25 protein-coding genes are annotated in these 21,837 nt (G+C 29.6%); 16 read left to right on the forward strand and 9 right to left on the reverse strand.

From position 1 onward, the window contains the following. The first annotated feature begins 2 nt into the window (after window positions 1-2). From KQI41_RS05360 to KQI41_RS05370, 3 genes are read left to right on the forward strand one after another with little or no spacing between them, the layout of a single operon-like run. Complete coding sequence (locus KQI41_RS05360) at window positions 3-1,163, forward strand: sensor histidine kinase (protein WP_154439997.1); 1,161 nt, start codon at window positions 3-5, stop codon at window positions 1,161-1,163. A 20-nt stretch (window positions 1,164-1,183) separates the two neighbouring features. Then, entirely contained in the window at window positions 1,184-1,666 is a 483-nt protein-coding gene (ybaK, locus tag KQI41_RS05365) for a Cys-tRNA(Pro) deacylase (protein WP_326828328.1), read from the forward strand. 11 nt (window positions 1,667-1,677) lie between these two features. Next, window positions 1,678-2,334: a pentapeptide repeat-containing protein gene (locus KQI41_RS05370; protein ID WP_154439996.1), complete on the forward strand. Its 657-nt coding sequence runs from the start codon at window positions 1,678-1,680 to the stop codon at window positions 2,332-2,334. A gap of 16 nt (window positions 2,335-2,350) precedes the next feature. Here KQI41_RS05370 and ymfI read toward each other — a convergent pair whose 3' ends face one another. Continuing rightward, window positions 2,351-3,091 carry an elongation factor P 5-aminopentanone reductase gene (ymfI, locus tag KQI41_RS05375; protein ID WP_154439995.1) on the reverse strand — a complete coding sequence of 247 codons (741 nt, stop codon included), beginning with the start codon at window positions 3,089-3,091 and terminating at the stop codon, window positions 2,351-2,353. A 270-nt stretch (window positions 3,092-3,361) separates the two neighbouring features. On the opposite strand from ymfI, the gene KQI41_RS05380 reads away from it, so the two are divergent. The 6 genes from KQI41_RS05380 (at window position 3,362) to KQI41_RS05405 (ending at window position 8,791) form a co-directional block, all read left to right on the forward strand. Next, entirely contained in the window at window positions 3,362-4,294 is a 933-nt protein-coding gene (locus KQI41_RS05380) for a helix-turn-helix transcriptional regulator (RefSeq protein ID WP_216584970.1), read from the forward strand. Window positions 4,295-4,362: 68 nt separating this feature from the next. Next, window positions 4,363-4,620: a zinc ribbon domain-containing protein gene (locus KQI41_RS05385; RefSeq protein WP_154439993.1), complete on the forward strand. Its 258-nt coding sequence runs from the start codon at window positions 4,363-4,365 to the stop codon at window positions 4,618-4,620. A 121-nt stretch (window positions 4,621-4,741) separates the two neighbouring features. After that, on the forward strand, window positions 4,742-5,722 hold the full coding sequence (locus KQI41_RS05390) for an ABC transporter ATP-binding protein (RefSeq protein ID WP_154439992.1): 981 nt from the start codon (window positions 4,742-4,744) through the stop codon (window positions 5,720-5,722). Further along, the gene (locus KQI41_RS05395) at window positions 5,719-6,519 is read left to right on the forward strand and encodes an ABC transporter permease (protein WP_154439991.1); all 801 of its coding nucleotides are present in this window, start codon (window positions 5,719-5,721) and stop codon (window positions 6,517-6,519) included. The genes KQI41_RS05390 and KQI41_RS05395 overlap by 4 nt, the downstream gene beginning before the upstream one ends. Before the next feature lie 4 nt (window positions 6,520-6,523). Then, window positions 6,524-7,324, forward strand: a complete 801-nt coding sequence (locus tag KQI41_RS05400; RefSeq protein ID WP_154439990.1) for an ABC transporter permease — start codon at window positions 6,524-6,526, stop codon at window positions 7,322-7,324. Between the two features lie 114 nt (window positions 7,325-7,438). After that, entirely contained in the window at window positions 7,439-8,791 is a 1,353-nt protein-coding gene (locus tag KQI41_RS05405) for an MATE family efflux transporter (protein ID WP_154439989.1), read from the forward strand. Between the two features lie 38 nt (window positions 8,792-8,829). Here the strand turns inward: KQI41_RS05405 and KQI41_RS05410 are convergent, their stop codons facing one another. Continuing rightward, window positions 8,830-9,192: a DUF1667 domain-containing protein gene (locus KQI41_RS05410; protein ID WP_216584971.1), complete on the reverse strand. Its 363-nt coding sequence runs from the start codon at window positions 9,190-9,192 to the stop codon at window positions 8,830-8,832. Window positions 9,193-9,284: 92 nt separating this feature from the next. Between KQI41_RS05410 and KQI41_RS05415 the strand changes: the two genes are divergently transcribed. The 3 genes from KQI41_RS05415 to KQI41_RS05425 all read left to right on the forward strand — a co-directional run bounded on the left by KQI41_RS05415 (window position 9,285) and on the right by KQI41_RS05425 (window position 11,325). Then, window positions 9,285-9,794: a nitroreductase family protein gene (locus KQI41_RS05415; protein ID WP_154439987.1), complete on the forward strand. Its 510-nt coding sequence runs from the start codon at window positions 9,285-9,287 to the stop codon at window positions 9,792-9,794. A 30-nt stretch (window positions 9,795-9,824) separates the two neighbouring features. Beyond that, window positions 9,825-10,526: an MgtC/SapB family protein gene (locus KQI41_RS05420; RefSeq protein ID WP_154439986.1), complete on the forward strand. Its 702-nt coding sequence runs from the start codon at window positions 9,825-9,827 to the stop codon at window positions 10,524-10,526. 193 nt (window positions 10,527-10,719) lie between these two features. Next, complete coding sequence (locus KQI41_RS05425) at window positions 10,720-11,325, forward strand: peptidylprolyl isomerase (protein ID WP_229768546.1); 606 nt, start codon at window positions 10,720-10,722, stop codon at window positions 11,323-11,325. Window positions 11,326-11,392: 67 nt separating this feature from the next. On the opposite strand, the gene KQI41_RS05430 is transcribed toward KQI41_RS05425, so the two are convergent. Beyond that, complete coding sequence (locus KQI41_RS05430; RefSeq protein WP_154439984.1) at window positions 11,393-12,193, reverse strand: ABC transporter permease; 801 nt, start codon at window positions 12,191-12,193, stop codon at window positions 11,393-11,395. Continuing rightward, window positions 12,186-12,959 carry an ABC transporter ATP-binding protein gene (locus KQI41_RS05435; protein ID WP_154439983.1) on the reverse strand — a complete coding sequence of 258 codons (774 nt, stop codon included), beginning with the start codon at window positions 12,957-12,959 and terminating at the stop codon, window positions 12,186-12,188. Before KQI41_RS05435 ends, KQI41_RS05430 begins: the two co-directional genes overlap by 8 nt. 148 nt (window positions 12,960-13,107) lie before the next feature. Between KQI41_RS05435 and KQI41_RS05440 the strand changes: the two genes are divergently transcribed. The 4 genes from KQI41_RS05440 to KQI41_RS05455 all read left to right on the forward strand — a co-directional run bounded on the left by KQI41_RS05440 (window position 13,108) and on the right by KQI41_RS05455 (window position 17,137). Next, complete coding sequence (locus KQI41_RS05440; protein WP_154439982.1) at window positions 13,108-13,680, forward strand: thymidine kinase; 573 nt, start codon at window positions 13,108-13,110, stop codon at window positions 13,678-13,680. 5 nt (window positions 13,681-13,685) lie between these two features. Then, window positions 13,686-14,510: an NAD(+) diphosphatase gene (nudC, locus tag KQI41_RS05445; RefSeq protein ID WP_154439981.1), complete on the forward strand. Its 825-nt coding sequence runs from the start codon at window positions 13,686-13,688 to the stop codon at window positions 14,508-14,510. 286 nt (window positions 14,511-14,796) lie between these two features. Next, window positions 14,797-16,419, forward strand: coding sequence for a ribosomal protection-like ABC-F family protein (gene abc-f, locus KQI41_RS05450; protein ID WP_154439980.1), 1,623 nt, complete (start codon window positions 14,797-14,799; stop codon window positions 16,417-16,419). Window positions 16,420-16,435: 16 nt separating this feature from the next. Next, complete coding sequence (locus tag KQI41_RS05455; protein ID WP_154439979.1) at window positions 16,436-17,137, forward strand: metallophosphoesterase family protein; 702 nt, start codon at window positions 16,436-16,438, stop codon at window positions 17,135-17,137. Window positions 17,138-17,180: 43 nt separating this feature from the next. Here the strand turns inward: KQI41_RS05455 and KQI41_RS05460 are convergent, their stop codons facing one another. From KQI41_RS05460 to rodA, 5 genes are all read right to left on the reverse strand, one after another. Beyond that, a complete protein-coding gene (locus KQI41_RS05460; RefSeq protein ID WP_216584972.1) occupies window positions 17,181-18,317 on the reverse strand; it encodes a DUF4932 domain-containing protein in 1,137 nt (378 codons plus the stop codon). A gap of 23 nt (window positions 18,318-18,340) precedes the next feature. Then, window positions 18,341-19,675, reverse strand: coding sequence for a DUF4097 family beta strand repeat-containing protein (locus KQI41_RS05465; RefSeq protein ID WP_154439977.1), 1,335 nt, complete (start codon window positions 19,673-19,675; stop codon window positions 18,341-18,343). Continuing rightward, on the reverse strand, window positions 19,665-20,258 hold the full coding sequence (locus KQI41_RS05470) for an HAAS signaling domain-containing protein (protein ID WP_154439976.1): 594 nt from the start codon (window positions 20,256-20,258) through the stop codon (window positions 19,665-19,667). The genes KQI41_RS05465 and KQI41_RS05470 overlap by 11 nt, the downstream gene beginning before the upstream one ends. Next, a complete protein-coding gene (locus tag KQI41_RS05475; RefSeq protein ID WP_154439975.1) occupies window positions 20,255-20,572 on the reverse strand; it encodes a PadR family transcriptional regulator in 318 nt (105 codons plus the stop codon). The genes KQI41_RS05470 and KQI41_RS05475 overlap by 4 nt, the downstream gene beginning before the upstream one ends. A gap of 87 nt (window positions 20,573-20,659) precedes the next feature. Beyond that, window positions 20,660-21,766 carry a rod shape-determining protein RodA gene (gene rodA, locus KQI41_RS05480; RefSeq protein ID WP_154439974.1) on the reverse strand — a complete coding sequence of 369 codons (1,107 nt, stop codon included), beginning with the start codon at window positions 21,764-21,766 and terminating at the stop codon, window positions 20,660-20,662. Between the last annotated feature and the right edge of the window lie 71 nt (window positions 21,767-21,837).

A 21,837-nucleotide genomic window follows, 5' to 3' on the forward strand; every position in this document is an offset into this window, starting at 1 on the left:
AGATGAATAAAATTTACAAGTACAATCGTTATTTGTATAAGGCAGTACAGATTCTTATAGGGATGGATGTTATTTATCGTTGTAGAGACAATAATATTAAGGCATTAATTTGCTTTGTATTATTTTTAGTAATAGTAATAAATGATTATCTAAGAACAAAATATTTTTATAAAACTATAAAAGAATATTATTCATCTATATCTTTAGCAATGATAATAAACTTAATATTATCATTGCATGTAGAGGGATATATCGATATATATTTTTATCTGATTTTGTATGAATTAATTTTATATGGAGAAGGAAAAATTTCAAGATTATTCATATCATTAGAAGTAATATCTCTTCTAGGTCTAATTTCATTTAGAATAATATCGGATTATGATAATATAGATTATGATAATATATTAGGTATTATTATGGTATCAACTGGAATATGTTTCTATTTAGTAAGTTTATTTGGATATAAAGCTTTAAGAAAAGAAAAAAAAGAAGTAGATAGGCTAAATAAAGAATTGGCATTATCCTATGAAAAGCTAAAGGAGCAATCAGAGAAAATAGAAGAATTAACTATAAGTAAAGAAAGAAGCAGGGTGGCAGAAGAAATTCACGATAATTTAGGACATAATCTTATAGCTTTAAATATGAATCTAGATGTGACAGAGAAGATTATAGATAGAGACATAGATAAAGCTAAAGAGCTAATTAATAAATCCCATATATTGACCAAGAGAAGTATGGATGATTTGAGAAAAGCGGTTTATGCCTTGAAAGAGAAAGTCACTAAAACATTTATAGATTCCTTAAAAGAAATAGTTGCTAATATAGAGGATACAGGAAAGGTTAAAATAATATTAGATGTGGAGGAAAGTATAGAGGAGATTTTACCTGAATATAAAGATATAATATATACTTCCATAAAGGAAATCATAACTAATAGTGTAAAACATGGTAAATGTAGTGAAATAAATATAAGTGTCAAGGCTTATATCGAAGAAATAAAGATTATAGTATCTGATAATGGAGTAGGATGTAATGAGTTCATTAAAGGAAACGGATTGTTGGGAATTGAAAAAAGAATTTTGGATTACAGAGGTAAAATTAATTATGATAATAGTATAAGCAAGGGATTTAAAATTGAATTAGTGTTGCCAAATATATAATCAATTAGGTGGTGAATAATGTGTCCAATATAAAAACTAATGCAATGAGAATTTTAGACCAGATGAAAATAGATTATAATACTATTACTTATGATAAAAGTGATGATAGAATAGATGGAATTTCGGTTTCAGAAAAAATTGGGAGAGAACCAAAATTTGTTTACAAAACATTAGTAACTCAAGGTCATAGTAAAAATATTTATGTTTTTCTTTTACCTGTACATAAGGAACTAGATTTTAAAAAAGCTGCAAAATTAGCAGGAGAAAAAAATATAGATATGATACCGGTAAAAGATGTATTTAAATTTACAGGATATATAAGAGGCGGATGTTCTCCCATAGGAATGAAGAAAAGCTATAAGACTTTCATTGATGAAAGTGCTTTAGAAATAGACAATATTATTGTAAGTGCAGGAAAGATCGGTGTTCAAGTGGAGTTACAAGTAGTAAAATTGGTTCAATTGGTACAAGGAGAGATTGGAAATTTTATTGTTGATCATTAGGGGGAAATAAAGTGTCAAAAGTAAAAGATGAAATAAAGATTCTATCACCTGAAATTCCAGAGAAATTGGAGCAGTTGGATATAGGAAATAAAACCATAGAAGATGAAGATTTTTTTAGTATGGGTATTATTAGTGATTGTTATATAGAAGAACAAAGGGCAGATAAGGTAATATTTGAAAAGGTAATATTTAAAAATGTAATATTTGAAGATGTATTTTTAAATGCTCTTGAGCTAACAGATGTAAAGTTTATTAATTGTGATTTATCCAATATAGATTTAAGCGGAGGAATTATACATAGAGTAGAATTTGTGGATTGTAAAATGATTGGAGTAAAATTAACTAATGGAACATTGAGAAATGTACTATTTACTAATTGTAATCTTAATTATTCTATTTTTAGATTTTCTGATTTAAAACAAGTAAAATTTATAGAATCTCTATTAAATAATGTAGATTTTCAAAATTCTAAGTTTTCGAAGATAGGTTTTACAGATATTGATATGAAAAGAATACAAATGGTTGGAGTAGCATTAAAAGGCATAGATTTAAGAACCTGCAATATAGAGGGAATAGGAATAAGGATAGAGGATTTAAATGGAGTAATAGTCTCAAATATGCAGGTAATTCAATTAGCAGGATTATTGGGAGTTGTAATTAAGGAATAAAGTAGATAAAAACAAACTAAATCACAAATCCACCATTGGGACTAATTATTTGTCCAGTTATAAAATCAGCATGATGAGATGCCAAGAAAAGTACACAATTAGCAATGTCATAAGGAGTTCCTAATCTCATTAAAGGAGTATTTTCTTTAAGGACATTTAATTCATCTTCACTATAAGAAGAAAGCATATCAGTTTGAATAACACCAGGTGCAACAGAATTTACTTGAATATTTGAAGGACCTAGTTCTTTTGCTAAGGCTTTTGTTAATCCTATTATACCTGCTTTAGTAGCAGAATAGTGAACTTCGCAAGAAGCACCTATGATACCCCATATAGAAGAAATATTGATGATTTTTCCTTTTTTATTGGGAATCATATACTTTAAAACTTCTTGTGTACAGTAAAAAACACTTTTAAGATTGACATCTATCATATTATCTAAATCCTCATCAGTAATATCTGTAAATAATTTTGATTGACTTATTCCTGAATTGTTAATAAGTACATCAACATTATGAAACTCTTTAATGCAAAAATCTATCATTGAATTTACTTCATCTCTTTTGGAAACATCTGCTTTAAATAATCTTACAGATAGACCTTTGTTTTTAAGCTTATTATATAAATTAAAGACATTTTCTTCGGATTTATTAAAGTTAATTAAAACATTATAACCTTCATTGGCAAATAATTCTGCTATAGATTGTCCGATGCCTTTAGAAGCACCAGTTACAATTGCAGTTTTTGAAAAAATCATGAATAACCCACTCCTTATGTATAACAGTTTATATTAATTTTATAATCTATTTTTATATAATAATAATTATACTCTATATTTTAAGTTAAGGAAATATATAGAAGAACCAAAAACAATATATTAAAGTGAGATTGTTATATGATTATTGAAAACAAAATAATAAAATTTAGAGGTCTAGAATGGGTACTTCCTTGTCTTATTATTAAAGAGGAAGGACTGTATACACAGGAAGTAGGTAAAACATAATAACAACAAAAGGGGAAATAAATAATGAAAATAGATAGGCTGCTTTCTATTATAGTTATATTACTTAATAAAAATAATATAACTGCTAAAGAATTGGCTAATAGATTTGAAGTTTCATTAAGGACTATATATAGAGATATAGAAACTATTAACTTAGCAGGTATCCCTATAGTATCTAACCAAGGCAGAGATGGAGGATTTAGAATTTTAGACAACTATAAAATGAGCCATCAGCTACTGACACTGGATGATATGGCTTCAATTGTAATTGCGCTAAAAAATATAGAGAATTTTTCACATAATAAAGACATTGACTTAACAATTGACAAAATAAGTAATATTGTACCAAGAGATAAAAGAGAGGAATTCGATTATTATTTTAATGAATTGATAATATGTGACTTGCCTTGGGGATATAGAATTGATTCTGGAGATAAAGAGAAATATAATATTATATATGAAGGAATAAGCAAAGAAAAATTATTATATATAGGCTATAGAAATCGTGATGGAAATATAACAGAAAGAAGAATAGAACCTATGAGTCTTGTATTGAAAGGACTTAATTGGTATGTTTTTTCATATTGTCTTTTGAGAAATGGATATAGGTTTTTTAAGCTTTCTAGGATACATAGGATTCATTTATTAGAGGAAGGCTTTAATAGAAGAGAAATGAGTTATGAGGAATTTAAGTATAAAAGTATTCCTAAAAATAATATGGTAGATTTAGTTCTAAAGTTTTCTTCTAAGGTACGGCAAAGAGTAGAAGAATTTTTTTATGAAGAAGATATTACCATAGATGAAGATGGATCTATAATAGTTAGAACTTCATTTCCAGAGGATGAATGGGTTTATTCCATGATATTAAGCTATGGTGAATATATAGAAGTAATTGAGCCGTTTTATATTAAAGATATAATTAAGAAAAAATCACGAAAAATTTATGAAAAATATTAAATATGACATACTGTTGACAAAACATAATGGTATCATAAGATAAATAATAGAAATAAGGGGGAAATCTTATGAAACAAGAATATTGTCAAAGCTGTGGGATGCCAATGGAAGATACTAGTCTTTATGGTACAGAGAAAGATGGGAGTAAAAGTCTGGATTACTGCACTTATTGTTATGAAGATGGAAGTTTTAGAAAGCCAGAGGAAACAATGGAAGAAATGATAGAAACTTGTGTACCTTTTATGAAAGAAAATGGAATGGCCGAGGAAGATGCTAGAGCAATACTAAACAATTCACTTCCACATTTAAAACGATGGAATAAATAATCATTATAGCTTAAAAACTCTTATATAACAAATATGTTACATAGGAGTTTTTTTATTGACTTTACCTGCTTACTTTGATAAAATCAACCTTACGCTTTAAAAATGGAGAGGGGGTTTAGTCATGGTTATTGTAGCAAATCAGTTGTCTAAGGAGTATAAAATAGGACAGAGAAAGTCAGGCATAGTAGGAGGATTACAAAATATTATACACAAGGAATATAAAATAGTAAAAGCTTTGGAAAATATATCCTTTGAAATAGGTGAAGGGGAACTAGTAGGATATATTGGACCTAATGGGGCTGGAAAATCTACTACTATTAAAATATTATCTGGAATATTGACACCAGATTCAGGGGAGTGTAAAGTATTAGGGAAAGTTCCATACAAGGAAAGAATAAATTATGTAAAAGATATAGGAGTAGTATTTGGACAAAGAACTCAGCTTTGGTGGGATTTACCTGTAATCGATTCTTTTGAGCTCTTAAAGGATATTTATAAGATTCCAAAGGGGGATTACATAAAAGTAAAAAAGGAACTTATAGAATGGCTAAACTTAGAATCCTTTATAAACACTCCAGTAAGACAATTGAGTTTAGGTCAAAAAATGCGATGTGAACTTGCTGCATCATTACTTCATTCTCCTCAAGTACTTTTTCTTGATGAACCTACCATAGGCTTAGACGCCATATCTAAATTAGCAGTTAGAGAATTTATAAAAAAGCTTAATAAAGAAAAAGGAGTTACGGTAATTCTCACAACTCATGATATGGATGATATAGAAACTCTATGTAATAGAGTAATGGTAATAGGAAAGGGACAAATTCTTTTAGATGGTTCCTTAGAAACCCTTAGAAATACAGTATCTAAAGATAGAAGAATGATTTTAGAAACTTATGAAGGTACAAACGGCTTTTCCATAAATGGAGCAACTCTAATTGAAGAAGAAAAAAATAGGCTTATGATAGATTTCAATCCTGATATAATAACTCCTGCAGAATTAATAAATATTTTATCAACTAAATATAAGATAAAAGATATATTAATAGAAAACACTCCTATTGAAGAAATAATTGCTAAATTATATGGAGAATTAAATATATGAAGCCATTTATATCTATTATAAAAATTAGATTTAATTTGATGTTACAATATAGAGTGGCTGCTTTTGCAGGGGGAGTCACTCAATTTTTCTTTGGAATGGTTATGATAATGGTTCTATATGGATTTTACAATTCTTCAAGTGGAGAAATTCCTATTGATTATAAAGTGGCAGTTACTTATATATGGATTGGTCAAGCTATGCTTGGTATGTTGCCTTGGAATGGAGATAGGGAAATTCAGGATTTAATTAGAACAGGAAATGTAACATACGAACTTGTAAGACCTATGAATTTGTATAACTATTGGTTTGCAAGGGCATTTGCTTTGAGAACTGCTCCAACTTTGCTTAAATCCATTCCTCTATTTATAGTAGTTTTATTACTGCCCAAAGATTATAGTATGGAATTGCCATTAAATATGTTATCTTTCATAGGATGGATAGTGACTACCTTTGGAGCACTTCTTATTTCTTGTACCATAACAAATATTATAAATATAACTACTCTTTACTCTATTTCAGGAGATGGTATTCAAAGATTACTATCATCTATTGTCACCTTATTTTCAGGAATGATAGTACCATTACCACTTTTCCCAGATAAATTGAAACAAATATTAAATTATTTACCTTTTAGCGGTTTAGTAGATATTCCCGCTAGATTTTTTACTGGTGAAATTCCCTTTTATCAACTGTTTAAATACTTCTTATTTCAATGTATTTGGGCATTGATAATCTATATATTGGGACAATGGATACTAAATAGAAAAATAAAAGATTTAATAGTACAAGGAGGCTAAAGATATGGAAAGTATTAGATTATATTTTAAATATGTTAAATTAAGTATAGAATCTCAGCTTCAATATAAGGCTTCCTTTATTATGATGGTCATAGGTCATTTTTTAATAACATTTATTGAATTTCTAGGTATATGGGCATTGTTTCAGCGATTTGGGAATATACAAGGTTTTACTTTTGAGGAAGCAGCTTTATTCTATGGAATAGTTCATATTGCATTTGCTATTACGGAAGGATGGACTAGAGGATTTGATATTTTTCCTAGATTAGTTAGGCTGGGTGATTTTGATAGAATACTACTTAGACCTAGAACAACAGTGTTGCAAATTTTAGGATATGATTTTCAGATAATGAGAATAGGCAGACTTTGTCAAGGTCTCGTTGTCCTTATATGGGCTGCAATTAGATTAAATATAAAATGGACAATAGGTAAGACATTATTATTATTTGGATCAATTATAGGGGGAAATTTCTTGTTTTCAGGGCTTATTGTACTTCAAGCTACTTTATCCTTTTGGTCTGTTCAAAGTTTGGAAATAGTAAATTCTTTTACTTATGGAGGAGTTCAGGCGGCACAGTATCCCATATCTATATATAAGCCTTGGTTTAGAAAAATACTTATATATATTATTCCACTGGCTACAGTCAATTATTTTCCTGCCATGAGTATATTGGGAAAGACAGAACTATATAATTATCCCATATGGTTGGGATGGATTTCACCTTTAGTTGGAACAATGTTCTTTTTATTATCTTTACTAGTATGGCAAATAGGAGTCAAACATTATACTTCAACAGGAAGTTAGAAGCGAATAAAGTTCTATTATAGCTTTCAAATATCTTGATTAATTTTATTTTTTACTATACAATTATTTAGAGTTACTAAACATAAATTTATTAATTAGCAAAGGGAGATTTATATGCAAAAAAATATTAACTTAACAGAAGGAAATATATCCAGTACCCTTACTAAATTGGCTTTGCCTATTATGGGTACATCTTTTATACAGATGATGTATAATTTAACAGATATGATGTGGCTAGGCAGACTTAGTACCAATGCTGTAGCTGGAGCGGGAACAGCAGGATTCTTTATGTGGTTTGGTATGTCTCTTGTACTTATATCCTCAATAGGAGTAAGTGTAGGGGTTGCTCAAGCCCATGGAAGGGATGATATGGCTGATGCAAGGGAATATATATCAAATGGATTAAAACTAGATATATTTGTAGGACTTATGTATTCTTTAATTCTATTGGTATTTAGAAATCAAGCCATTGGATTTTTTAATTTAGGAGATGCAGAAGCTATTCAAATGGCTACTGATTATTTAGTAATTGTGGCTTGTGGATTTATATTTAATTTTGTAAATCCAGTATATTCTGCTATATTCAATGCTTCAGGAAACAGTGTAACACCTTTTATTATTTCAAGTATTGGATTGGTGGCGAATATGGTTTTAGACCCAGCTTTAATCTTTGGATTTGGGCCAATTCCAGCCATGGGAATAAAAGGGGCAGCATTGGCTACTATAACTGCACAATTTATAGTTACATTGATATATATAGTTGTTTCAAGGAAAAATAGAGTTTTATTTTCACATTTAAACCTATTTAAGTTGCCTAATATGAATTATATTCAAAGAATATTTAAGTTAGGATTTCCATCTTCTCTACAATCAGGGGCTCATGCCTTAATATCTATGGTACTGACAAAAATATTAGCAAATTGGGGTCCAACTCCAGTTGCAGTATCCTCCGTAGGTTCACAGATAGAATCAATATCATGGATGACTGCAGAAGGTTTTTCCACTGCCATAGCAGCTTTTGTAGGGCAAAACTATGGGGCAAAGAATTATGATAGAGTAGAAGAAGGTTATTATAAGGGACTTAGAATAGTAAGTATTATAGGTATGTTTGCTACATTCTTATTGATATTTGCAGGAGGACCAATATTTAAAATATTTACTCCAAACGATGTGGTGGCAATAGAAATGGGAAAAAAATACTTGTGGATATTAGGATTATCACAATTCTTTATAACTATTGAAATAGCTTCTACAGGAGGATTTAATGGAATTGGAAAGACATATATTCCAGCTACTACAGGAATTATCTTGAATTTACTTAGAATTCCTGGAGCATTGGTATTATCAGCTACTGCATTGGGAATGGCAGGAGTTTGGTGGAGTATGAGTATTAGTACTGTATTTAAGGGAATAATTTTAACAGGATTATTTATATATACTTTAAAGAAAGGGCTTCATAAAGAATAACTCCAATTTTTGGTACTTAGCACCAAAAATTGGAGTTATCATAGACTATTTACTTTTCGAGCTGCTACTACATCTACGCCAGTATTTAATATATTCTTTATAATAATATCTCCCTTTTCTACAGGAGCAGATACTTCAGCTATTTTAATTATTTCCATACATTGTTCTACTAGTCTTTCAGGAATAATGTCAGTGGTCTTTACTGGAAGTCTGCTCATAGGACCATTTTTTAAGAGTACTCTAGATGTAAGGATGCGTGAAGGTTCTATAATTTCTTTTATGCCATATTCTTCACCTCTATTACATCGATTGCCTTCAACGAAGTATTCATTATTGTCATTGGTGATTTTAAGATTACATCCTACTGGACAGACTTTACATTGTTTTTCAATTATATTCATAGGTATAACCTCCATTATTATTTACATAATTATTATAACACAATATAAAAATAAGAATAAATATAATATAATAAAATAAAAGGAGTGGTAAAATGGATGTATTAAAAGCTATTATGACTAGGAGAAGTATAAGACGATTTACTGGGGAAGTAATTACTAATGAACAGATAGATACATTACTTAGAGCAGGATTTCAAGCTCCATCTGCCCACAATATGCAGCCTTGGCATTTTGTAGTACTAAAAAATAAAGAATTACTTCAAGAAGTATCTGAATTTCATAAGTATGCACAGATGTTGCCTAATGCTGGATGTGGAATAGTTGTTTGTGGAGATGAAGAAAAACAACCTGCTAGAGGATTTTTAGTAGAAGACTGTGCTGCAGCTATACAAAATATTCTTTTAGCATCTCATGGAATTGGATTAGGAGCAGTATGGTGTGGATTATATGATTCATCTGATTTAGTAAATTCTATGAAAGAGGTTTTAGGGCTACCAAGTAATATAATTCCCATAGGAATGGTAGTAGTAGGAAATAAAGATGAAGAAAAAGAACCATCTAATAACTACCATGACGGCAAAATTCATTATGATAAATGGTAAGAGTATATATACTTTAAAGGAGCTGCTTTCATGATTTCAAAAGTTGAGATAATTGGAAGGCTTTTACTATCTGCCATAGTAGGTGGATTAATAGGTGTTGAGAGAGAAGCAAATAATAGACCTGCAGGACTTAGAACACATATTTTAGTAACATTGGGGTCTACCTTAATTATGCTTATTTCTATAGATGGTTTTTTAAAACTTAATGATAGTGTGCCTAGAGGAGACCCAGCCAGACTGGCGGCTCAAGTTGTTAGTGGTATAGGTTTTCTTGGTGCAGGAACTATTATGAGAACAGGAAACAATATTAGCGGACTTACGACTGCTGCCAGTCTTTGGGTTTGTGCTGGTATTGGATTAGCCATAGGTTCTGGCTATTATTTAGGTGCAGTTGTTACTACAGTCATAGTTTTAACTACTTTAACCAGTGTAGGAATTTTTGAAAATAGAATATTGGTAAAGAAATATAAAACTATTGAAGTAATAGCCACAAATAGACCAGGTATTATCGGTCAGATAGGAGTCCTTTTTGGCAAGTATTATTTATCCATTAAAGATATTATTATATTAAACAATAGTGGATATGATGAAGAAAGTGGAATAATGGAGATTCGTTTTATAGTTAAAACACCTAATAATTTTAACATTAGCAATCTATATAAAGAAATTTATCAAATACATGGAGTTATAAGTGCAAATTTTGAGGGAAATATTGTATCAGATAATAATTAGATGAACTAATACGACTATATAAAACCATAAAATTATGCTATATTATTAACTAGGAGATGGAAAGATGTATAAGCTTAATAAAAGAATTATGCTAATATTGTTTATTTCTTTTGTTGTATTATTTGCAGTAGGATGTAAAGGTAATGGAGATACTGAAGTAGAAGATATTGATCAAAATCAAGGAGGAAATGTGATGAATTTAGAACAATTAAAGATGCCTAAGGATGGAGAAGAGGTAGCTATTATTAGTACAAATTTTGGAGATATTAAAATAAGATTATTTCCAGATGTAGCACCAAAGGCAGTAGAAAACTTTAAAACTCATATTGAAAATGGATACTATAATGGAATTATGTTCCATAGAGTAATCAAAGATTTTATGATCCAAGGGGGAGACCCACAAGGTACAGGTGCAGGTGGGGAAAGTATATGGGGAGCACCTTTTGAAGATGAGTTTGATTCAAACTATCATAACTTTAGGGGAGCATTATCCATGGCGAATGCAGGACCAGGTACAAATGGAAGTCAATTCTTTATAGTTCAAAACTCAGCTGTAGATAAGAATCTAATGAACCAAATGAAAGAGCTAGGAGAAAAATCAGGTTTTTCAGAAGATGTAGTAAAGGCTTATGAAGAGTTAGGTGGTACTCCATGGTTAGACTTTAAACATACTGTATTCGGTCAAGTATATGAAGGGATGGATATAGTAGATAAGATTGCTAATGTAAAAGTTGGAGCTAATGATAAGCCAGTGGAACCAGTTATAATGGAAAAAGTAGAAATTGTAAAATATAAATAATAAAAGAACCTCATTTACAGTAAAAAGTGATTACTGTAAATGAGGTTTTTATTTTAACTTTTTAACCTTACCATTTTCTAAATTTATTTTCCAATATGGAAATTGCTTTGTACATAAATACTGATATAACAGCTAAAATAAATATGCTCATCATAACTATATCCAATTTAAACACTTGACCACCATAGACTATTAAATATCCTATACCAGCTTTAGATACTAGAAACTCCCCTACGATTACTCCTACCCATGATAATCCAATATTGATTTTTAATGTATTTATAAGTGTAGGAATAGATGATGGAATTATTATTTTTTGTAATATTTGCAACTTAGTAGCACCAAAGGTATTTAATAGCTTTATTTGATCGTTATCCACTGATATAAAACTTTCAAACATATTCATAATTGTAACCACTATAGACACTGTAATTGCAGTAACTATAATACCGCTATATCCTGCACCAACCCAAATAATTATAATAGGTGCCAAGGCAGTTTTAGGAAGACTATTTAACATTACTAAATAGGGGTCTAATACCTTTGCCCAAAAATCTGACCACCAAAGACCAATTGCTATAATAACGCCTAATAAAGTTCCACCTAAAAAGCCTATTATAGTTTCCATGACAGAAATCCCAACATGGTAAAATAGATTACCATGCTTTATATAAGTCAAAAATAGTTTCCAAATTTGCGATGGATAACTAGTTAAGAAAGTATCTATCCACTTAAAATGTGCTGCTACCTCCCATAATAAAAGACCTAGTATCAAAATACTTATTTGAGTTAAGAATATATTTCTATTTTTTTTCTTTAAGTTAATTAAATACTCTTCATGTTCTTTAGAAGGTTTTTTATTAGACATGTATATCCAACTCCTTCCATATCTTATTGAAATAATGCCTGAATTCAGGTGCTTCCCTACATCCTAAAGGAGTTTCTTTCCCAATTGGACAGGTTAGTTTAATATCTACAATTTCTTTGATTGTTGCAGGCCTGTTGGAAAGGATTACAACCCTATCTGATAAACTAATAGCCTCAGCTATATCATGAGTTATTAACAATCCTGTTTTTTGTTCCTTTTTTAGAATAATACCGATCTCGTCTGCTATGGCAAGTCTAGTTTGATAATCTAAGGCAGAAAAGGGCTCATCTAAAAGAAGTAACTCAGGCTCTAATAGAAGAGTTCTAATCAATGCAACTCTTTGTCTCATACCACCTGATAACTGTCTAGGATAGGAAGATATAAATTCTCCTAGTCCATAACTGTGAAGCATGGCTTTGGCATTATCATAAACTTCTGGAGTTAATTTTCTTTGAATTTCTAATCCAAGGACTACGTTTTCTAAAATATTTCTCCACTCTAAAAGCTGATCTTTTTGAAACATATATCCAATATTACTATTAGATTTACTTACTTGTTTTCCATTTATTAATACATTCCCCTTACTTGGAGTTATAAGTCCTGCTATTATTGATAATAAGGTGGACTTTCCACATCCACTAGGCCCTACTATTCCAACTATTTCCCCTTTGGATATATTTAAATTTATATCTTTAATGGCTTCCGTTTCACCTTTTAAGCTGTGATAAGTCATTCCAATGCCGTTAATTTCAACTAAAGGTTTCATATAAAAAACACCTCCTGCAATAAATAATATATAGTAATTTATTGTATTCCCAAGGAATGCAATATGTGAGATTACAAAATATTAATTTTGTCCAAAACCATAAAAAATGGTATAATACTTCAGTAATAATATTAAGGAGGAGTTTATTTTGCATCAATACAAAGGAAAGCTAATTATACATACAGGGTCCATGTTTTCAGGGAAAACATCAAGTTTAGAAAAAGACGTAAAAAGATTTAATATAGCAGGATATAAAACAATAGCCTTTAAACCATCAATAGATACTAGGTATCCTAAATCAGAAATAAGAACTCATGACAATACAACATTAAATGCAGTTATGGTAAATAATATATTTGAAATCTGTGAATACTGTAAATCTTATGACTTAGACGTTATAGCAATAGATGAAGTACAATTTCTAGGAGGTAAAATAGAAGATATTGTAGATACAATCAATAAGTTTTTAGAAAAGGGAAAAACAGTCATACTTGCAGGACTTGATATGGATTTTTCAGGACAAGCTTTTGAAATAGTAAAGGAACTTATGCCTATGGCAGATTATCTATATAAACACCATGCAGTATGTGTTAAATGTGGTACAGATGCTTGGGTAAGTCATAGAAAGACTAAAGCTCAAGAACGAATAGTAATAGGAGCAACAGACGAATATGAACCTCTTTGCAGAAAATGTTTTTTGGAAGAGCAGAAAGGACAGTGATATAAGTGGGAGAATATATAAAATTTGAACCTTCAAAAGAGCCACTATATGGTGAATATAAGAAGTGGAATATGTATTTATTTCATAAAGATAAACTTCTGGTAAAGATAGACGGAGATAAGTTTATTATACCTAATGGAGATGATATAAAAAGGCTTAAATTAGATGTTTATCATCTTCAATGTTTAGGAGCTTATGAAAAGACCGATTGTTACTCAGGAGAAATAGAAGAAATTAAAGATGATGAATATAAGTTTATAGATTTAAGAACTTATTCTAAAAATATAAGTCATGATGAATTTTTAGTGGGAGCGAAGGCATTACTTCTATTGGATCATGTAAGAAATAATCAAAAATGTGGAGTATGTGGAACTAAAATGATTATGAAAGTCAGTGGAAATGATAGAGCCATGATTTGTACCAATTGTGATAATATGGTATGGCCTAAAACTGCTCCTGCTATAATTGTAGCAGTTACAAAGGAAGATAAAATATTATTAGCCCATAATAAAATGTTTCCAGAAGGAACATATAGTGTACTAGCAGGGTTTGTAGAAATGGGAGAGACTTTTGAGGATTGTGTAAAGAGGGAAGTATTTGAAGAAGTAGGTATTAAAGTACATAATATTAAATATTTTGGCTCTCAGCCTTGGCCATTTCCAAATTCCATGATGATTGGATTTACGGCAGAATATCTTGAAGGCGAAATTAAGGTAGATAATGAAGAAATTGTAGATGCTAAATGGTTTTCAAAAGAAGAAGCTAGAAAAATATCTAGAAAATCCATTAGTATCAGTAGTGATTTAGTAGAATGGTTTGTTAATAGATAATTTGAAGATTTTCTTGCAAAATAAGATAATTTGTGATAATATTTAATTAATTTAAATAATAGAAAAGGATGGAAACTAGAACAATGAGAATATAATCCCTTTATTAAAAGAACAATTTGATTTGAAAAAATAATACCTAGTATACTTAGGTTTATTTTAGTTTACAAATGTTCTGAAGGTGATTATAATGGTCTCTTATTCTTAAATTAACCTATATGGTTGATTTATTCCTTTTGCAATAATAAAGACATTAATCCCTTCAGACAAAATTAGGAGGGATTTTTTTATGTTAGTTTTAGATATAAATAATTTAAAAAAGTATTTTGAATATAGACTTGTATTAAATATTAAGGATTTAAAAATATACTCAGATGATAAGATAGGTCTAGTTGGATTAAATGGTTCTGGGAAAACTACATTATTAAATTTAATTGCAGGAGAAATTAACCCAGATTCTGGAACCATAAGAACAAATATTAAGCCATTCTATATTAAACAGCTAGAAGATAGTTCAAATAAGGAAGTAGATGGTGAATATATAGGTAAATTAGGACTAAAGGAAAAAAATAAAGAATTTATGAGTGGGGGAGAATTAACTAGACTAAAAATCGCTGGATTTTTAACTGATAATGGTAAGTTTCTTCTTGCAGATGAGCCTACTTCAAATCTTGATTTTGAAGGAATTGATTTTTTAATAGAAAAATTGACTAATTTTGAAGGTGCTATGGTTATAACTTCTCATGATAGAGATTTACTAGATAAGGTATGTAACAAAATAATAGAACTTGAAGATAGTAAAATTAAAATATATGATGGAAACTATTCTCATTATAAGGTTCAAAAAGAATTGGAAAGAAAGACTCAAGAGTTGGAATATGAGAAGTATATAAATGAAAAAAGAAGGCTAGAAAAGGTTTTAGTTGATACCAAGACAAAATCAGATAAAATAAAAGGACCTCCTAAGAGAATGGGAAATTCTGAGGCAAGACTTCATAAAATGGGGGGACAAAAAGCCAAGAAAAAGCTGGATAATAAGGTAAAAGCAATAGCTTCTAGAATAGATAAATTAGAGGTAAAAGATAAATTAAAGGAAGTAGATAAAATAAAAGTGGATATTAGTGGAGAGGAGATATTTTCCAAAATAGTTATTGAAGGTAAAGAATTGACTAAATCTTTTGGAGAGAGAACTTTATTTAAAGACTCTAATTTTCAAATATATAATAAATCTAAGGTTGCATTAATTGGTGGAAATGGTAGTGGAAAGACTACATTACTAAAAATGATAATGGAAAATGAAGATAATATTAATATTTCTAAGAAGGCAAATATAGGATATTTTAGCCAAGACTTAAATATTCTAGATGAAAGCAAAACCATACTAGAAAATTTATTGGAAGTAGGTCTGGAACAAGATGCAAGGGATATTTTAGCAAGATTTCTCTTTAAACGAGATGATGTATATAAAAAGGTTAGTGTACTAAGTGGAGGAGAGAGAGTAAAGGTATCTTTAGCAAAGATATTACTTAGCGATTTTAATATATTGATATTAGATGAACCTACTAATTATTTAGATATATATTCAGTTGAGGCAGTGGAAGAAGCACTAATAAGCTATAATAACACATTATTATTTGTTTCCCATGATAAAAGATTAATTGAAAATGTAGCTGATACTATAATGTATATTGAAAATGAAAAAATAAATACTTTTCAAGGAAACTTAAATGATTACAATAAAAATAAAGACAATGATTTTCAACATAAGGATATTGCAAATAGAAGGGCTATATTGGAAAATAAATTAAGTGAAATAATAGGGCTTATTTCCATTGCAAAAAAGCCAGAGGATAAGGAAAAACTTGATTTGGAATATACAAATATATTAAAAGAATTAAATAAAATTAGATAAAATAAGGTGATAATATATGAAATATGTAACCAGTGATATACATGGCAAATTAGATAGGTTAAAAAGGTTAATTGAAACTATTGAGCTTTCTGAAGACGATAAACTTTATATAATTGGAGATTTAGTGGATAGAGGTGATAAACCTATGGAAACTATAGAATTTGTCATGAATTATCCACAGATAGAAGTAATTATGGGAAATCATGATGAGATGATGCTCTATGGACTTAAATATAAAGACGAAAAACAAACAGAAAGATGGAGCAGAAATGGTTGTGAGCCTACTATAAAAGGATTTAATAAAAGAACCTCAGAAGAACAAGAAAAGATTTTATCCTTTATAGAGGGATTGCCATATTTTAAAATAGTGGATAATAAATATTTACTTGTCCATGGTGGATTTGAACCAGAAAGACTAATTGAGAGTTTGAAAGAAAAATCACTAGAAGATGCTTTAACTGAACAAAGAGATAGACTTGTTTGGGTAAGAGATGATTTTATAAAAAATAAAGCTTTAGATAGTTTAATTACCATATTTGGACATTCCCCTAGAAGATATATAGATAAGATATTTGAGGTAGAATCAAAATTACCCTATGAAATTTGGTTTGATAAAATCTATAATGACAAAATAGGTATAGATACAGGAAATTGTTATGATGATGGAAGAATGTCTTGCTTAAGATTAGATGATTATAAGGTGTTTTATATTGAGTAAAAAATGTGACAGGTAATTCAAGATTACCTGTCACATTTTTAAGTTAGTTTTTGAATTGATCCAATGCCTTTAAAAGCTCAGGATAAAAATCCTCTATTGTAGGGTATTTATCTCGATTGTCTTCATATTCTTCTAGTTTATTGTATAGTGCTTCTACATATATAAAGTTTTTTTCCTCTTCTGCTTTGAGAAGATTCCTGCCTTTAGTTTTATTTTCATGAGAAGCAAATCTTGAAGTCAAGGCACGAATTATATGCTCATTTAAGCAGGTTTCCCATTCTGCATAAGCAAGGTATTTCATTTCATCTTTTATAGGCTCAAAGAGTTCCTCATAAGAATTTGCTAAATCCAGATTTTTTGAAGTTGTTGGATTAATAAACGAATGACTAAATTCGTGTTGTTGGAGATAATTAAAGTAGTCTATAGTTCCAAAGGAGGGATCAAGATTTCCGTTTAACATCTGACATCCTATAATACTATAAATTTCAACATCTTGGTTTTTATTAGATATACTAGGTCCATATGCTCCTGCTCCGTATAATGAGGATAATACTATGTTGTAACTTTTATTTTGCCAACCGTAGTAGCCTTCTAGATGATTTATAATATCAAATTCATCATCTATTAAGAAAAGAGTATTATCAATAATAGTATTGTAGTATTCTATATTATCATTAAAAAATGAAGTAAAATCAGAGATTGAAGCAAAGTCCTCAAGAAGATTATAAAGTTTAATTATATTTTCACGGCTACCAGCTCTTCTGGCTATATAATCAGTTAATTCTACATCTTTTCTTACTTTAAAATTATTGTCCATAAAAAGCATTGAAGTTGGAGGAGCATCAAAGGTAAAACCATTTTTAGAAATTTCATTAAAAAATTTTATAGCCTCATGTTTTCTAAACTCCATAAAATGCTTTCTTACTTTGTCTTTATACTCAAAACTTTCCATAGTAATCAATCCACTGGCAATTGTATTATAATTACTTAGATATTGGACTATTGATAACAATTCTATTCTCGGGTCTACTGAAATATTTAAAGAATTTTTTGTTTTAACTATTGGTTCCATAAGAATAACACTATTATCAGTTGATGTTTTTATAGAACCACAAGCAGTCATTATATTTGATATTACAATACAGATAACTACAAATAAAATTAAAGATTTTCTATTCACCTTAACCCCTCCATAACTAATAGTTATTTACTAAATCTAACATTTCCAGATGAAGTACTAATATCAATAGATTTTTCCCCTGAACCTATTGTAGCTCTAAATCTGCCTTTATCGTTTTCTTGTATATTGATATTTCCAAATGTAATAAAATCACCTGAAGAAGTAGTGCCTTGGATAGTGTAACTAGGATTATCACCTAAACTAATAGATATATCACCAGAACTAGTGGATAATTTCATATTTTCTTTTGACTTTTCATTATCTAAAGAAATATGACCAGAGTTAGTAGATATTTTAAGTTCACCTATACAATCTTCTAACTCTATATCTCCAGAAGTAGATGATAAGTCTAATTTTTTGCCTTCAACATTTTTATACCTTTGTTCACCAGAATTAGTAGACACTTTAATCTCGCCTACACAATTTTTTAATTCTATATCTCCAGAACTAGCTGATAAGTCTAGTTTTTGACCCTCAACATTTTCAAATCTTTGTTCGCCAGAACTAGATTTAGATTCAACTTCACCTATGGAATTTTTTAATGTAATGTCTCCAGAAGTAGCAGTTAAAGTTAATTTATTGCCTTCAAGATTTTCCAGATGCTGTTCGCCAGAATTAGAGGAAATGTTGAAGTTTTTTCCAGCTAAACCTTTCATATAAATATCTCCAGAAGTAGCAGTGACATGAAAGTTACCATTATAAGATTTCGGTACAAAAATTTCTAAAATAACATCAGAAGTTACTACAGAATAATTATTCCTATTTGTTTTAAGTTTAATATCTAAACTATTAGACGTTTTGTCTACATTTAAAGTTGGTACTATATTGGTTTTCATTTTACCATAATAATGAATACCAACATCATCTCTTTCCTCAGAAGTTATCTTAACATCAATAAAATCAGGAGAAACTATTATAGTATCTATTCCAGTTATTTCAGCTTGAGTTTCTTCATCGATAGTTTCCCATTTTAAATTTCTGGAATTTATACCGAACCAGTTCCAGTTACTAAAAAATGATTTGTTTTTTTCCTTAATATTAACACCATTTAAGCCAATAGAAACCTGTTCATCTCCATCCTTAACTTTGACTCCATCCCAACCAATAGAAACACCATTCTTTCCATCGTTGACTTTAATGCCGTTCCAACCAATGGAAACTTGATCATCCCCATCTTTAACTTGTATTCCATCTTCATCTATTTTTACTATTTCATCATTAGATCTAACATTGACCCAGTTAATAGAATTAGAGCCTATAAACTTATAATTGTCATTATATCTTAAAGATAATATGCCTACTCCAAAAGCAACTAAAACAACTACTGCTAAAATTGAAACAACTTTTTTAGTATTCATTTTCTAAACCTCCCAACTTATTGATTAGTTCTAAATTCCATTTAATATATTTAATTGTAAGTTGATATAATAGTTTCGTTAAATATACAGATAGTATAATTCCCAATGTACCTAATGCAAGTAATCCTATACCAAAAGCTATGGAAGTAAGAATATGAGGTGTAGGTATTGGAGTAAAAATACTAATTGGAAAACCAAATAAAACTACAAATCCACTTACTATAATACTGATACCAACTCCATAAAAACTAAGAAGGACACCTGCTAAACCTAAATAAGGTCCTGCTACTATTATTATATTAAAGGCTATTAGTCCTATGGTAACCAGTAGTCTTTTTGTATCATTACTGGAATAATTTGTATTATCCATATTTTGGGTATCATTATAGCCATATATTGTTTTGTAATTATTGGCAACTTCCATAGGGTCTCCTAGTTCTTTTGATATTTCTTCTTCCGATTTGCCTTTTGAAATACCCATACGAAAGTGTTCTTCATAGTCTGAAAAAATATCTTCTAGCTCAGATATAGGTAATCCTTGAAGATAGTACATTAGTCTATCTAAGTATTCTTGTTTATTCATGATAAATCACCCCTTAATATATTATTTACCCCGTCAATAAAACTTTCCCATTCAATGACTAATTCTTCAAGAACTTCCATACCCCTTTCAGTTAATTTATAGTATTTTCTCGGAGGTCCTTCTTGAGATTCTTCTAGGTAATTTGTGACATAGCCTTCAGTTCTAAATTTCCTTAGTAGAGGATAGATGGTTCCCTCTGAAATATCTATATATTGAGAGATATGTTCTACTAGTTCATAGCCATAAAAATCCTTTTTCTCTAATAAGGAAAGAACACAAAGCTCTAATACACCTTTTTTAAATTGAATGTTCATTGGCATATCTCCTTTTATTTTCTTAACTACACTATATCATATGCTACCTTTCATTACAAGGTACTAAAATAAAAAAATAGAGAGGAATTAAAAAGTTAATTCTTCTCTATGAACACTTATACTTAAAACTATACCTATACAAATCATATTAGATAGCTGGAAAGTTCCTCCATAGCTCATAAAAGGAAGGGGAATACCTGTTATTGGCATAAGCCCAATGGTCATGCCTATATTTTCCCATATATGGAAAAGAAACATTGCAGCAAATCCGATTATCATTAATGAACCAAATAAATCCTTAGATTTTCTAGATATTGCAATAAATCTATTAAGTAGTATAAAATATAGGATAATTAGTCCAAAACCCCCCATAAATCCCAGTTCTTCTACAATTACAGCAAATATATAGTCAGTTTGTTTTTCAGGGATATAATTAAATTGAGTATATACTCCTTGAAATAATCCTCTGCCAAAGATTTTCCCTGAACCAATGGCAACTCTACCCTGCATAGCTTGATATCCAGAATTAGGTAGATCTCTTTCAGGATCTATAAAGTTAAATATACGATCCTTCTGATATTGATCTAGCTTAAACCATAGAACAGGAAGACTTAAAAGCCCTAAAGATATTGCATAGCCAATATACCGCCATTTCACTCCAGCAATAAACAACATAGCAGCTATAAAAAATATAAATACCATTGCAGTACCAGCATCAGGCTGCATAAGAATAAGAACTACTGGAAAAAAGGCAAAGCCCAATATCTTTAACAATATAAAAGGTTCATTTATACTATCTTTATGATTATCTATAAATTTAGCTAGGGATATAATTAAACCAATTTTTACAAACTCTGCTGGTTGAAACCTAACAGGTCCAATTTTCAGCCAAGACCTTGCACCCCATTGATCTTCTCCAATTCCAAATATAAGAACAGCCACAAGAAGTAGATTACATATTACATAAATAGGTATATAAAGTTTTCCTAGAAATTCATAATCAAGTAGAACAAGTATAGCAATTACAACTAGCCCTAAAATTGTAGCTATTCCTTGAGTTTTGACATTACTCATAGTTTCGTGACTTAAAGTAGCACTCATTATCATAAGCAGACCATAAGCACAAAGTAATAGCATAGTGAAAAATAAGGTATAATCAAAATTTTTGTAGGCTTTTTTCTTTAAATTAAACATAATATTTCTCCCTTTCTCAACACTAATGAATATTATAACATATTTTAATCTATTGAAGTAGTTAAAAATAA

The sequence above is a fragment of the Tissierella pigra genome, from assembly GCF_018917845.1.
In the GTDB taxonomy this organism is placed as follows: domain Bacteria; phylum Bacillota; class Clostridia; order Tissierellales; family Tissierellaceae; genus Tissierella; species Tissierella pigra.

Coding starts and splice junctions, on each gene's coding strand:
- KQI41_RS05435 (WP_154439983.1), bottom strand. CDS start 12,959: ATGAAACCTTTAGTTGAAATTAACGGCATTGGAATGACTTATCACAGC.
- abc-f (WP_154439980.1), top strand. CDS start 14,797: ATGTTAGTTTTAGATATAAATAATTTAAAAAAGTATTTTGAATATAGA.
- KQI41_RS05405 (WP_154439989.1), top strand. CDS start 7,439: ATGCAAAAAAATATTAACTTAACAGAAGGAAATATATCCAGTACCCTT.
- ymfI (WP_154439995.1), bottom strand. CDS start 3,091: ATGATTTTTTCAAAAACTGCAATTGTAACTGGTGCTTCTAAAGGCATC.
- KQI41_RS05380 (WP_216584970.1), top strand. CDS start 3,362: ATGAAAATAGATAGGCTGCTTTCTATTATAGTTATATTACTTAATAAA.
- KQI41_RS05410 (WP_216584971.1), bottom strand. CDS start 9,192: ATGAATATAATTGAAAAACAATGTAAAGTCTGTCCAGTAGGATGTAAT.
- rodA (WP_154439974.1), bottom strand. CDS start 21,766: ATGTTTAATTTAAAGAAAAAAGCCTACAAAAATTTTGATTATACCTTA.
- KQI41_RS05400 (WP_154439990.1), top strand. CDS start 6,524: ATGGAAAGTATTAGATTATATTTTAAATATGTTAAATTAAGTATAGAA.
- KQI41_RS05455 (WP_154439979.1), top strand. CDS start 16,436: ATGAAATATGTAACCAGTGATATACATGGCAAATTAGATAGGTTAAAA.
- KQI41_RS05390 (WP_154439992.1), top strand. CDS start 4,742: ATGGTTATTGTAGCAAATCAGTTGTCTAAGGAGTATAAAATAGGACAG.
- KQI41_RS05420 (WP_154439986.1), top strand. CDS start 9,825: ATGATTTCAAAAGTTGAGATAATTGGAAGGCTTTTACTATCTGCCATA.
- KQI41_RS05415 (WP_154439987.1), top strand. CDS start 9,285: ATGGATGTATTAAAAGCTATTATGACTAGGAGAAGTATAAGACGATTT.
- KQI41_RS05465 (WP_154439977.1), bottom strand. CDS start 19,675: ATGAATACTAAAAAAGTTGTTTCAATTTTAGCAGTAGTTGTTTTAGTT.
- KQI41_RS05470 (WP_154439976.1), bottom strand. CDS start 20,258: ATGAATAAACAAGAATACTTAGATAGACTAATGTACTATCTTCAAGGA.
- KQI41_RS05385 (WP_154439993.1), top strand. CDS start 4,363: ATGAAACAAGAATATTGTCAAAGCTGTGGGATGCCAATGGAAGATACT.
- KQI41_RS05425 (WP_229768546.1), top strand. CDS start 10,720: ATGAATTTAGAACAATTAAAGATGCCTAAGGATGGAGAAGAGGTAGCT.
- KQI41_RS05475 (WP_154439975.1), bottom strand. CDS start 20,572: ATGAACATTCAATTTAAAAAAGGTGTATTAGAGCTTTGTGTTCTTTCC.
- KQI41_RS05430 (WP_154439984.1), bottom strand. CDS start 12,193: ATGTCTAATAAAAAACCTTCTAAAGAACATGAAGAGTATTTAATTAAC.
- KQI41_RS05360 (WP_154439997.1), top strand. CDS start 3: ATGAATAAAATTTACAAGTACAATCGTTATTTGTATAAGGCAGTACAG.
- KQI41_RS05395 (WP_154439991.1), top strand. CDS start 5,719: ATGAAGCCATTTATATCTATTATAAAAATTAGATTTAATTTGATGTTA.